Source organism: Candidatus Arsenophonus triatominarum (assembly GCF_001640365.1).
Taxonomy (GTDB): Bacteria; Pseudomonadota; Gammaproteobacteria; order Enterobacterales; family Enterobacteriaceae; genus Arsenophonus; species Arsenophonus triatominarum.
The window spans coordinates 128,494-140,379 of the sequence record NZ_LWMI01000005.1; the positions used below are offsets into that span (position 1 = coordinate 128,494).

General features: G+C 43.1%; 16 protein-coding genes and 3 pseudogenes. 13 read left to right on the forward strand and 6 right to left on the reverse strand.

The window, feature by feature from the left end:
- Window positions 1–157: 157 nt before the first annotated feature.
- The 3 genes and pseudogenes from AYJ55_RS02260 to AYJ55_RS02270 form a co-directional block, all read right to left on the reverse strand.
- Window positions 158–724 carry a phage portal family protein gene (locus tag AYJ55_RS02260; RefSeq protein ID WP_063653995.1) on the reverse strand — a complete coding sequence of 189 codons (567 nt, stop codon included), beginning with the start codon at window positions 722–724 and terminating at the stop codon, window positions 158–160.
- 1 nt (window position 725) lies between these two features.
- Window positions 726–2,414 (reverse strand): annotated as a pseudogene (locus AYJ55_RS32475) (terminase large subunit domain-containing protein).
- Between the two features lie 21 nt (window positions 2,415–2,435).
- A complete protein-coding gene (locus AYJ55_RS02270; protein WP_162505245.1) occupies window positions 2,436–2,795 on the reverse strand; it encodes a transposase in 360 nt (119 codons plus the stop codon).
- On the opposite strand from AYJ55_RS02270, the gene AYJ55_RS02275 reads away from it, so the two are divergent.
- From AYJ55_RS02275 to AYJ55_RS35415, 10 genes and pseudogenes are all read left to right on the forward strand, one after another.
- The gene (locus tag AYJ55_RS02275; RefSeq protein ID WP_063653415.1) at window positions 2,794–3,159 is read left to right on the forward strand and encodes an IS630 transposase-related protein; all 366 of its coding nucleotides are present in this window, start codon (window positions 2,794–2,796) and stop codon (window positions 3,157–3,159) included. The two genes, AYJ55_RS02270 and AYJ55_RS02275, sit on opposite strands and share 2 nt — an antisense overlap.
- Window positions 3,128–3,616, forward strand: coding sequence for an IS630 family transposase (locus AYJ55_RS02280; RefSeq protein ID WP_063653499.1), 489 nt, complete (start codon window positions 3,128–3,130; stop codon window positions 3,614–3,616). The genes AYJ55_RS02275 and AYJ55_RS02280 overlap by 32 nt, the downstream gene beginning before the upstream one ends.
- Before the next feature lie 480 nt (window positions 3,617–4,096).
- On the forward strand, window positions 4,097–4,831 hold the full coding sequence (locus tag AYJ55_RS02285; protein WP_063653999.1) for a GPO family capsid scaffolding protein: 735 nt from the start codon (window positions 4,097–4,099) through the stop codon (window positions 4,829–4,831).
- 10 nt (window positions 4,832–4,841) lie between these two features.
- On the forward strand, window positions 4,842–5,957 hold the full coding sequence (locus AYJ55_RS02290) for a phage major capsid protein, P2 family (protein WP_063654001.1): 1,116 nt from the start codon (window positions 4,842–4,844) through the stop codon (window positions 5,955–5,957).
- Between the two features lie 169 nt (window positions 5,958–6,126).
- Window positions 6,127–6,579, forward strand: a complete 453-nt coding sequence (gene gpM / locus AYJ55_RS02300) for a phage terminase small subunit (protein ID WP_074167865.1) — start codon at window positions 6,127–6,129, stop codon at window positions 6,577–6,579.
- Between the two features lie 180 nt (window positions 6,580–6,759).
- Window positions 6,760–7,011, forward strand: a complete 252-nt coding sequence (locus AYJ55_RS35410; protein WP_074167866.1) for a transposase zinc-binding domain-containing protein — start codon at window positions 6,760–6,762, stop codon at window positions 7,009–7,011.
- A gap of 38 nt (window positions 7,012–7,049) precedes the next feature.
- Entirely contained in the window at window positions 7,050–7,415 is a 366-nt protein-coding gene (locus tag AYJ55_RS02310; RefSeq protein ID WP_063653415.1) for an IS630 transposase-related protein, read from the forward strand.
- Complete coding sequence (locus tag AYJ55_RS02315) at window positions 7,384–7,872, forward strand: IS630 family transposase (protein WP_063653499.1); 489 nt, start codon at window positions 7,384–7,386, stop codon at window positions 7,870–7,872. Before AYJ55_RS02310 ends, AYJ55_RS02315 begins: the two co-directional genes overlap by 32 nt.
- Before the next feature lie 48 nt (window positions 7,873–7,920).
- Window positions 7,921–8,295 carry a transposase gene (locus tag AYJ55_RS34370; RefSeq protein WP_281181073.1) on the forward strand — a complete coding sequence of 125 codons (375 nt, stop codon included), beginning with the start codon at window positions 7,921–7,923 and terminating at the stop codon, window positions 8,293–8,295.
- Between the two features lie 37 nt (window positions 8,296–8,332).
- Window positions 8,333–8,467 (forward strand): annotated as a pseudogene (locus AYJ55_RS35415) (hypothetical protein); the annotation flags it as partial.
- On the opposite strand, the pseudogene AYJ55_RS02320 reads toward AYJ55_RS35415, so the two are convergent.
- From AYJ55_RS02320 to AYJ55_RS02330, 3 genes and pseudogenes are all read right to left on the reverse strand, one after another.
- Window positions 8,444–9,651 (reverse strand): annotated as a pseudogene (locus AYJ55_RS02320) (IS256 family transposase). The pseudogenes AYJ55_RS35415 and AYJ55_RS02320 overlap by 24 nt on opposite strands.
- Before the next feature lie 113 nt (window positions 9,652–9,764).
- Window positions 9,765–10,298: an IS630 family transposase gene (locus AYJ55_RS02325; protein WP_162505291.1), complete on the reverse strand. Its 534-nt coding sequence runs from the start codon at window positions 10,296–10,298 to the stop codon at window positions 9,765–9,767.
- The gene (locus AYJ55_RS02330) at window positions 10,222–10,587 is read right to left on the reverse strand and encodes an IS630 transposase-related protein (RefSeq protein WP_063653415.1); all 366 of its coding nucleotides are present in this window, start codon (window positions 10,585–10,587) and stop codon (window positions 10,222–10,224) included. Before AYJ55_RS02330 ends, AYJ55_RS02325 begins: the two co-directional genes overlap by 77 nt.
- 66 nt (window positions 10,588–10,653) lie before the next feature.
- Between AYJ55_RS02330 and AYJ55_RS02335 the strand changes: the two genes are divergently transcribed.
- The 3 genes from AYJ55_RS02335 to AYJ55_RS32485 all read left to right on the forward strand — a co-directional run bounded on the left by AYJ55_RS02335 (window position 10,654) and on the right by AYJ55_RS32485 (window position 11,764).
- Window positions 10,654–10,878, forward strand: coding sequence for a hypothetical protein (locus tag AYJ55_RS02335; protein ID WP_063654008.1), 225 nt, complete (start codon window positions 10,654–10,656; stop codon window positions 10,876–10,878).
- 374 nt (window positions 10,879–11,252) lie between these two features.
- The gene (locus AYJ55_RS02340; protein ID WP_063654010.1) at window positions 11,253–11,663 is read left to right on the forward strand and encodes a head completion/stabilization protein; all 411 of its coding nucleotides are present in this window, start codon (window positions 11,253–11,255) and stop codon (window positions 11,661–11,663) included.
- Complete coding sequence (locus tag AYJ55_RS32485) at window positions 11,660–11,764, forward strand: tail protein X (protein WP_245677243.1); 105 nt, start codon at window positions 11,660–11,662, stop codon at window positions 11,762–11,764. Before AYJ55_RS02340 ends, AYJ55_RS32485 begins: the two co-directional genes overlap by 4 nt.
- The last annotated feature ends 122 nt before the right edge of the window (window positions 11,765–11,886 follow it).

The window sequence follows — 11,886 nt, forward strand, 5'->3', positions numbered from 1 at the left end:
ATAGTGAAATAAAGTTGCTTAAAATAAAAACAAGTTAGATACATCTAAAAAATACAAAAATAGTTTATTTTTTAATCTTATATGGGTTATTTTTAATGCAAAAATTGATGATTTTATCATCATCGGCTGGTTTTTTTGTAAGTCATAATTAATTTTGCTATTGAGCAACAGGCTTATTGAGTAAAATGGCAGTCATGGCGGCCAGATATTCGGGTAGGCCGTAGATTTCCTGATTGATATCCGGCTCAAGCAAATGAAAAACCTGCCCCCTTTGAAAAGTAAACGGCACACTGTCAAAACCTGCGTGCAAAAGGCAATAAGTGGCTAAATCCTCACCGCGCCGTGTGAGTTTAGCGGGGATGGATTTTAACTCAATCGTTTTATTTAACCCATTTTTTCGCCGTTCCAGATACGCATTGCCAAAAATCAGAAAATCCAGTGCAAAACGGTCAAAGTCCTGACGGCTTAGCAGTTTGTGTGGCACAAAAGTACTACTTAAAATATTGCGTTTAACATAAATGGCACTATGATAGGCAGCAGCCCGAAAAAGTCGCGATAAGCCTTCAAAACTTATCGGCGGCTCGTAGTAATTGTCGATAAGTGAACATTCCAGGTAATCAAAAATCTCGCGTCGGTCAAGGACGGGCACCGTGTCACCAAAGGTAAAGGCATCTACTGACGGTTTTTGGGGGGCGGTGAGCGTGCGTTTTTTCGTTTTTCGCATATTAAAATAGCTCGATAATGGGTTTGTGTTGCTGGCCATCACCGGTTAACGGTTCATGGTACACAGCGCATGCATGGTTGCCCAGGCTAAATCGGCGAGGCTGGCATCTTCACTGCGGTCTGCTTCATAGGTGGGACGGTTACCACTGGCGGTCGTTGCGCGCCTAATCGCCATAAAGGCACGGGTAATATCCTGCGCCCCCGCATCATATTCCAATCGGTGATGACTGATGATATCATAGGCTTTTAACACCAACGCATTTTTCAGCGCTGGGTTATAGATAAATTTTTTGACCTGGGGGAAAAATCGCGCACGTATTGCAGGACACCGTGGCCGATGCCAGTTGCATCCAGCCCGATATAGTCGACCTGATAACGGGTGGTCAGTTGTTGGATAGCCGCCGCCTGAACGCGAAAGTCCAGGCCGCGCCATTGAAAATATTCCAGAATGTGAAATTTCCCACCAGGTGTGGTGGGTGGGGCAATGACGACACACCCTGCGTTGTCACCGTGCTGGGAGCCTTTGGCCGGGTTGTAGCCTATCCAGACGCTTTGTGTACCATAAGGCCGTGACATTAAGGGACTGAGATCCTGCCACACGTCCCAGCTATCCACCTGACAGGCTTGCATCAGTGAAAACGAAAACAGCGAGTCGATATCGTCAACAAATTCACACATCAACAGGTTTTGATATTCATCGGGACTGTAGCGCTTTTTTAACCCTTCACGGTCAAACAGGTTACAGCCGCCGTCAGTAGCATCGTCTGACGTCACGATTTGTCGCCAATGGCCATCCTCACCATAGCGCCCCTTCGCCAACGCCTGGTGGCTGATGGCGATATCAATCTGGTCTTTTTTCGACCTTCCCCTGTTAAACAATTTGCCAGACCAAAACGGGTAAGCACTGTGCGTCAGGCTCGACGGGGTTGAAAAGTAGGTCTGGAGCCATTTTTTCTGCATCGCCATGCCCGAAGCAACTTTACGTAACTCCTGGAATTTCGGGATCCAGAAGTATTCATCCAGATAAAGATTGCCGTGATAACTCTGGGCAGTCCGGGCATTGGTACCAAGAAAATAAAGCGTGGCGCCATTAGCTAACACGATAGGATCGCCTTTTAAAGCAACATCCACTTCCTGAGCCATTTTGATAATGTAATCCTTAAAAACATGCGCCTGGGATTTACTGGCCGATAAAAAGACCTGATTGTGTCCGGTGGTTAACGCATCCATCAATGCCTCGCGGGCAAAAAACCAGGTTGCGCCTATCTGGCGCGATTTTAAAATATTGCGTATCGAATACGTTAATCCCGCCTGATACCAGTGCTTTTGGTAATCAAAAAGATGTTGGTGAAAATGTTGTAAAAGCGCCTCTATTTGGTCATCGCTAAACGCATTCTTTTCTGAGGAGGAACGGTTATTTTTTTTATCACGTCGGCTTTCCGTACCGCCTTGTTGGTATTGTTCAATCCGACACTGGCGCTCCATTTGCCGATAAAGCAGGTCAATCTCCTTAAAATCTTTACCATCTTTGTGCGCTTTACCAATTAACTGACAAAGCCGCGCCTCCAGGCTCATTTGACGGCCTGCGTGGCATTTTGCGCATTCCACTGGTCTCGACGTTTCCAGCTATGCACGGTAGAGAAATTTTGCCCCAACATATGCGCAATCTGACTCGGGCTGTAGCCTTCTATAGCTAGGCGACTTAATTTTGATTACAGCATATGTATTAAAAACAGGTCATCGATAGTGCATCCTGTTTCCATCTTTTTACGTTTAGCTTGAGACCATTTATGTTCTATAGGATTTAAATCTGGTGAATACACAGGCAAATATTCTATCTGGTGTCCTGCGTTTATAATTGCCTGTTCAATATTCTTACCTTTGTGAAAGCTAGCGTTGTTCATAAAAATAACAGAATTTTCAGGAAGTTCTGGGAGCAATATTTTTGTGATCCAAACATAAAAAACATCACGATTAATATTGCAATCAAATAATCCGATAGCAAAAAGGGTTGTTCCCAATAAAGCGCCAATATAGCTAGGCGACTTAATTTTGATTACAAGGTGTGTTATGAGTTATACAATTGATTTTCGACGTAAAGTAATATCTGTAAGGAAAGCCGAAGGTTTAACAATTCGAGAAACTGCGAAACAATTCCGTATTGGAAAAGCGTCTTTAGTACGTTGGCTTAAACGACCAGAGCCAAAAAATTCAACGCCACGTAAGAGGAAGCTCGATAAAAATGCTTTAGCAAAAGATGTGGAACAGTATCCAGATGCTTACCAAAAGGAACGGGCAGAGCGATTCGGTGTTTGTAAAAAGACTATTTGGCAATCCCTTAAAAAGCTGGGATTAACCTATAAAAAAAACTCTATTCCATCCAAAAACCAACGAAAGCGACAGGCTGGCACATCAGCAAAAAAGACAACAGTATGAAAAAAAAGATAAATCTGTTGTTTTTATTGATGAAAGTGGTTTTTCACATGACACTCCACGAACTCACGGCTATTCCCCAAAAGGTCACCGTTGTTTTGGCCTGAAAAACTGGGGTGCTAAGGGAAGAACAAATGTTATTGGCGCTTTATTGGGAACAACCCTGTTTGCTATCGGATTATTTGATTGCAATATTAATCGTGATGTTTTTTATGTTTGGATCACAAAAATATTGCTCCCAGAACTTCCTGAAAATTCTGTTATTTTTATGGACAACGCTAGCTTTCACAAAGGTAAGAATATTGAACAGGCAATTATAAACGCAGGACACCAGATAGAATATTTGCCTGTGTATTCACCAGATTTAAATCCTATAGAACATAAATGGTCTCAAGCTAAACGTAAAAAGATGGAAACAGGATGCACTATCGATGACCTGTTTTTAATACATATGCTGTAATCAAAATTAAGTCGCCTAGCTATAAAGCCAGTTGTCGGGCGCGGTGTCGTAAAAAGGGATTTTCATTTTTCATGCAGGTAGCATAACGAAGATTGCCCACGGCCTGCCTGGCTTAAAATTTGTTTGACGGCTCAAACAATCACCCCGCCTTGTTTCCCTCTCTTATCTTTTTGATGCTATGCCCATGATGTCAACAAACTCTACCCTGGCGGGAGCCTGTGTAATGAAAAAAACGAAACCTATTCGTATCTGTGTGGAAGGTGCCACCACCGACGGGCGAAAAGTCCAGCGAGAATGGCTAACCGATACACGAGTTTCGCACCAATAAAAAAACGCTCTATTTTTAAGTTTAATTCAGCATAATATATAAATAGAAAAAACCTTATAAATAAAAAACAACTTATTGTAATTTAAACAAATTTATACGTTTTAGTAACTTGCAAATTAACCATTGCTTTTAAGCCATTTCTGGAATTTTATATGCCTGTGCGAAACTCGTGCGATATTGAAAAAAACTATGACCCGGACACTTTCGGGGCACGGATCAACCTTGAACATTTAAAATCCCCCTGGATGCCCTGTTTTGGCGATGTGCTTTCGGTCTATACCGAAGAAATCAAAGAAGGGGAATTAGCTGGCAAGCTCGGACTTTACGGGGTGTTATCGCCCACCGATGAATTGATTACCATGAATAAACAACGGCAAAAAGTTTACACCCCGGTCGAAATTGATACGGCTTTCGCCGATACAGGGAAAGCCTATCTCGTCGGCCTCGCGGTGAAGGATAATCCAGCCAGTCTTGGCAGCAGTATGCTGGAATTCAGTCACGGTAAGCCTCATTGTCTCGCTGATCGCAAATTATCCCCCCATAGCGTTTTTACCACCGCTGAAGAAACCCTGCTCGAATTTATCGACGAAACGACCGCGGTTCCCAACCCGTCATTAAGTCTACTTGAAAAAGTTAAAGCCTTATTTGGACGAGAGCGCAATGAGCAAACGCAGACCTTTAGTGATATTCAGCAGGCGAAGAGTGAACAGCAAATTGCCGACTTAGGTGCCGCGTTAACCGTGCTAAAAAATTTGAGTGCAGAAAAGCACCAACAACTGAAGACGGAACTGACGACATTAACGGCAACCCTAGCACAAGAAGAAACACCGACGCGCCCTGCTTCACTGGGTCGAATACGCGATACCGATACTCTGACCAACTGCTAACGAGAAGACGATGAGAAAAGAAACCAAATTTAAATTCGATCAGTACTTAAGCCGCTTGGGGGAAATTTATCACGTTTCGCCGCAAGATTTTGCAGGGAAAGTGAATATCGAACCGTCCAAAGTGCAGGTACTGGAGAGTCAAATCCAGCAAAGTGCCGGTTTTTTGCAAAAAATTAACCTGGTACCGGTGGTTGAACAGCAAGGTCAGGTGATTGGTCTCGGGATTGGCTCAACGGTGGCGGGAACCACGGATACCAGTAGCAAAAGTCGTGAAACGATTGACCCGACGGCGCTGAACGCCATTGACTATTATTGCTATCAAACCAATTTCGATACCGCCATCAGCTATGCCAAGCTCGATGTGTGGGCCAAATTTAACGATTTTCAGCGCTGTATCCGCGATGCGATTGTTCGCCGTCAGGCGCTTGACCGCATTATGATAGGTTTTAACGGCATCAAGCGGGAAAAAACCTCAGACCTTATCCAAAATGCCAAATTGCAGGATGTGAATATCGGTTGGTTGCAAAAAATTCGCAACGATGCACCGCCCCATGTGATGGCCAACATCACTGATAGTCAAGGCAAAGTGGCCTCAAACACCATCCGCATTGGCGAAAAAGGCGATTACAAAAATTTGGATGCGCTGGTGATGGACACCGTTGAACGGGTGATTGATGAAGTGTATCAGGATGATACTGATTTAGTAATTATTTGTGGTCGATCGCTGCTTGCCGATAAATATTTTCCGATTGTTAACAAAGAACAGGCTAATAGCGAAATGCTGGCCGCCGATGTGATTGTCAGTCAAAAACGCCTCGGTGGATTACCGGCCATCCGCGCCCCTTTCTTCCCCGACAAATCCTTGCTTATCACCCGTTTGGATAATTTATCCATTTACTATCAGCAAGACACCCGCCGCCAACAAATCAAAGACACCCCAGAGCGTGACCGTATTGAAAATTATGAGTTGGTCAATGAAGCCTATGTGGTGGAAGATTATCGCGGTGTGGCACTGGTCGAAAATATTGAAATCTTACCCGAAGAGAAAGCCCAGACCGCCGTTGCGGGTGGTAATGGGCAAAGCGGACAAGCGGGCAGCGGTCAGGCTAATCAAGGCGGTGGCTAATGCTAACCCCCTGGCAATGTCACCAGCAGCTCTTGTTGGGTGAGAAACCTGAGGGCGCGCATCCATTATGGGATGCGGCCACACAGCAAGTTCAGTTGATGTTTCAGCAGGACAAACGTCAGTTAAAGCGTATTCAGTCAACCGAACGAAAAGCCGAATATAAAAAACCGTGTTACCCCGTTATGCCCCCTGGGTTAGCGGGGTATTGGAAAACGGCGACGGCCATCAGGACGACACGCTGATGATGGTGATGCTCTGGCGCATTGATGCCGGTGAGATTGAAGGCGCCCTGGCTATCGCCGAATATGCGTTGGCGCACGGGCTTTTAATGCCCACTGGACATACTCGCACTACCGGTTGCGCCATTGCGGAGGAAATGGCGGCAGCGGCAAAACTCGCTTACCAGCAGAGCCAGCCGCTTGAATTGTCGCCTTTACAGCAAACCGTCACCTTAACGGATGAGGAAGATATGCCCGATGTGGTCAGAGCTGAATTGTATAAATGGGTGGGTTTTTGTCAGCGCGATAATGGTTTGCTAGAAACCGCACTCGACACCTTAAAACGCGCTTTGAGGCTTTTCCAAGATGGTCGCCTATGGCGACGACTTGTCATTGCTTGTTAGTACTGGTATAACCCGATACCTATTGTCTCAATCTTTTGGTCCCTTTTATGTCACCGCGTTTTAGTCATGTTTTTCAATTTGGTCAACGCTGGCTCAATTGGCTCAATTGGCTTAATCGCCAACTCCCTGATACTGTCCGCACTGTTGTGATGGAAACCATGGTAAAGCGGCACTTCGCTTATGGGGTGGTCAATTTTGCGCTGTCCTGACCCTCAATGTAATTCTGAGAAACGGGTTAAATTTACCTGCAAAAGTCGAAGCTGCCCCCATTGTGGCGTCAAAGCTTGCCTACAATGGATTAACAATACGCTAGCTTGGTTACCCGAAGCTCCTTGGCAGCACATCACTTCTACCATGCCTTGTGAATATTGGCCTATTATTCGCGCCAACCGTTGGTTTCTCGGTGAAATGAATCGATTAGCGCTGATGTGATATAGCTAGGCGACTTAATTTTGATCACAAGGTGTGTTATGAGTTATACAATTGATTTTCGACGTAAAGTAATATCTGTAAGGAAAGCCGAAGGTTTAACAATTCGAGAAACTGCGAAACAATTCCGTATTGGAAAAGCGTCTTTAGTACGTTGGCTTAAACGACCAGAGCCAAAAAATTCAACGCCACGTAAGAGGAAGCTCGATAAAAATGCTTTAGCAAAAGATGTGGAACAGTATCCAGATGCTTACCAAAAGGAACGGGCAGAGCGATTCGGTGTTTGTAAAAAGACTATTTGGCAATCCCTTAAAAAGCTGGGATTAACCTATAAAAAAAACTCTATTCCATCCAAAAACCAACGAAAGCGACAGGCTGGCACATCAGCAAAAAAGACAACAGTATGAAAAAAAAGATAAATCTGTTGTTTTTATTGATGAAAGTGGTTTTTCACATGACACTCCACGAACTCACGGCTATTCCCCAAAAGGTCACCGTTGTTTTGGCCTGAAAAACTGGGGTGCTAAGGGAAGAACAAATGTTATTGGCGCTTTATTGGGAACAACCCTTTTTGCTATCGGATTATTTGATTGCAATATTAATCGTGATGTTTTTTATGTTTGGATCACAAAAATATTGCTCCCAGAACTTCCTGAAAATTCTGTTATTTTTATGGACAACGCTAGCTTTCACAAAGGTAAGAATATTGAACAGGCAATTATAAACGCAGGACACCAGATAGAATATTTGCCTGTGTATTCACCAGATTTAAATCCTATAGAACATAAATGGTCTCAAGCTAAACGTAAAAAGATGGAAACAGGATGCACTATCGATGACCTGTTTTTAATACATATGCTGTAATCAAAATTAAGTCGCCTAGCTATATTAACCATCTGCCGTGACCTCAATATCACCCAGGGCGTTTTCACTGCCATCCATACCTGGGGACGAGACCAAAAATGGCATCCGCATATTCATTTTTCAACCACAGCCGGCGGGGTGACTAAAAAGAATACCTGGCGGGATATCAGCTTTTATCGCGAAAACATTATGACAATGTGGCGATATCGGATAACGGCATTATTGAGAAAACATTATTACACGCTCACCATTCCCGATGAGCTTAAAGCTGAAGAAAGAAGTAAAGCATCATGGAATCAATTACTTCACACTCACTACAAGCGCGGGTGGAATATTAATCTTTCTGATATTTTTTCCAATATTACCCATGTCACCCTTTATCTCGGATTTTATCTAAACTCCCTGTCTTGCTTAGTCGCTTAAAACATCATTCCGGCGAAGATAACACACGTTACGCTATAAGAGCCACCGCACGAAAAAACAGGAAGACCTGGTCATGACATCCGATGAATTTATTACACGGTTTGCGTCTCATGTGCCGAGGGTGTTCATAATTCTGTGTCAGGGGATTTTATATTTTGATTATACCATCTAGGCGCCCTTTAAAATAGATGGACAATTGAGCAATGGTTAACGCCCAGTTACTAATCGGCATAGTCCATTTGTTGGATACCTGATTGATGCCAATATAGAGTAATTTTAATAAGCTGTTTTCATTAGGAAAAGCCCCTTTGGTTTTAGTTAATTTCCCAAACTGCCGATGAACCGCCTCTACTGCATTGGTCGTATAAATGGGTTTTCTAATGGTTTTAGGGTATCGAAAATAAGCACTGAGCAACTCCCATTTACTTCGCCAGGATTCTAGCACTATCGGGTATTTTTCATCCCATTTCGTTTCCAGTTCATCAAGGGCAAGCTCAGCAGCCGCTTTAGTATCTGCACGATAAACCGGGTTAAAATCAGCCATAAAGGCTTTTTGGTCTTTACTGGCAATATAACGTAAGCTATTGCGAATTTGATGAACTACGCATAGCTGAACTTCTGTCTGCGGGAAAATACTGGCTATCGCTTCTGGAAACCCTTTTAATCTGTCAACACAAGCGATTAAAATATCTTGTATACCACGGTTATGTAAGTCAGTCAGAACGCTCAGCCAATTATGTGCTCCTTCTGTTTCAGACATATAGAGTCCTAACAATTCCTTATGCCCATCGGTGGTTAGTCTAAGTACTGTGTAGATTGCCTTATTGATATAGTGACCATCATGTTTTATCTTGTAATGAATGGCATCGAGCCAGACAAAAGGATAGAGCGCCTCCAGAGGGCGTTGTTGCCAGGCTTTTAATTCAGGGAGTAATTTGTCAGTAATATGCGTAATAGCTCCATCTGATATTTCCAGTCCATATAATTCTGCAACATGTTTTTGAATATCACGATAACTCATGCCTAATGCAAATAACGATAGGATTTTGTTATCAATATCCCCTCTGATAATTTTGTCTGATTTTTCTTAATGAGCTGAGGCTCAAAAGCACCTGACCTGTCTCTGGGCGTTTTCAGTTCAAATTGACCTGATGTCGATTTAACCGTTTTTCGAGTATAGCCATTTTTACGCGTATCGATTGACGTTGTCGATAGGTAGTGTTCTATTTCTGCCTGCAGGGCAGCTTCGGTCAGCTGTTTTATGAGTGGTGTGAGCATTCCATCCGTACCGAGTAAATTTTTACCTGATTGTAATTGCTTCAACGCTTCATCAAAATTAAATGATTGATTTCTCATATGTCATACCTCTTTTTTTTGAGTTTAAGATATGACACAGATTTTTGAACACTACCCATGTACCAGAAAAATGGTTTCACATGATCCGCTATAGCTAGGCGACTTAATTTTGATTACAGCATATGTATTAAAAACAGGTCATCGATAGTGCATCCTGTTTCCATCTTTTTACGTTTAGCTTGAGACCATTTATGTTCTATAGGATTTAAATCTGGTGAATACACAGGCAAATATTCTATCTGGTGTCCTGCGTTTATAATTGCCTGTTCAATATTCTTACCTTTGTGAAAGCTAGCGTTGTCCATAAAAATAACAGAATTTTCAGGAAGTTCTGGGAGCAATATTTTTGTGATCCAAACATAAAAAACATCACGATTAATATTGCAATCAAATAATCCGATAGCAAAAAGGGTTGTTCCCAATAAAGCGCCAATAACATTTGTTCTTCCCTTAGCACCCCAGTTTTTCAGGCCAAAACAACGGTGACCTTTTGGGGAATAGCCGTGAGTTCGTGGAGTGTCATGTGAAAAACCACTTTCATCAATAAAAACAACAGATTTATCTTTTTTTTCATACTGTTGTCTTTTTTGCTGATGTGCCAGCCTGTCGCTTTCGTTGGTTTTTGGATGGAATAGAGTTTTTTTTATAGGTTAATCCCAGCTTTTTAAGGGATTGCCAAATAGTCTTTTTACAAACACCGAATCGCTCTGCCCGTTCCTTTTGGTAAGCATCTGGATACTGTTCCACATCTTTTGCTAAAGCATTTTTATCGAGCTTCCTCTTACGTGGCGTTGAATTTTTTGGCTCTGGTCGTTTAAGCCAACGTACTAAAGACGCTTTTCCAATACGGAATTGTTTCGCAGTTTCTCGAATTGTTAAACCTTCGGCTTTCCTTACAGATATTACTTTACGTCGAAAATCAATTGTATAACTCATAACACACCTTGTAATCAAAATTAAGTCGCCTAGCTATATTACGGCTTTTTAAGTCCATCAGCACGGATGCGAAAAATGTTAACGGAGGTTGTTTATCCTTTAGCCCAGCAAGATAAAAAACCCGCTAAAAAAGTCACCTGGCGAAACATGTATCAACACGTCTTTAAAGTCGATCCACTTGCTTGTCTCTTATGTGGGAAAAAATTACTTTTCGCAGGAATGAATTTTGGATTGAATCGTAAAGAACTTATGGCACGTCACCATGATCTGGCTTGTTTGCGGTGGCGATAAAAACTCACGACAGGGTAGATCTATCCTTTTGTTCAAAATTGATTAACAATTAATCGTTTTTTAACCATCTATTCCGTTCCTTATCTCAACCTTCAACATAATTTTGGCAAAATTTAGAAGAAAATAAAAAGGATTTCATCATGGCGCAGGTTAATGAATAACCATTTCGGGTATTAATTTCTTATACATCAAGGCGTTGGCGTCAAAGGAGAGATTAAAAAGCTGGAAAAAGCGCTCAACACCGCTTTACCAAAAACATGAGTTGTGCCCACGCACCCGGGCGGCACAGTGAAAGACCGCGTTATGTTCTCTGTCCACCGCCCGAACTATTGAGATGATGATATGGATTTTATTTCGCCGGAAAAACCGCCCAGGTGGCCGATGACTCTTTCTGGCCTGCCGTGTCACCGAAAACTTACCGCGCCAAAATGCGTGAAAATGGTGGCACCATCACCGCTTCGCACCTCAAGGATGCACTCACCCATGCCATGATTGAAGTGGCGTGCGAACTGCGGGACTGGCAAATCCAGAAAAAACGTGAAGGATTTGATCAGTTATCTGACATTCCTGCCATGTATATTAATGACGACAGTGCGCTTTGCCTGCTGTATGAACGCGCGGTGTTTGGCTTGGCCAAGGCTAACTTATCGGAACGGTTTCGGGATATCGACACGCAAGCATTAGGCCATAAAAAAGCCGATAGTCTATCGCCCACAATTGATGATTACCGACGCGATGCCCTCTGGGCGATAGCCCGGCGTCATAACGTGGTGGCGCTGATATGAAGGTACTGAGTCAACAAAACGAGAGTTTGGATGAAATTTGTTTTCGCTACTATGACACCTGCATTGGCACCGTTGAGTGCGTGCTTGAGGTTAATCCCTGACTTTGCAACCACGCTGCCAGATTGCCGATGGGCATTGAAATTCGATTACCGGAAATTAACGCGGCCACGTCAAATCGTCCGCAGATTGTCCTGTGGGACTAAACAGGATATGGATATCCTGA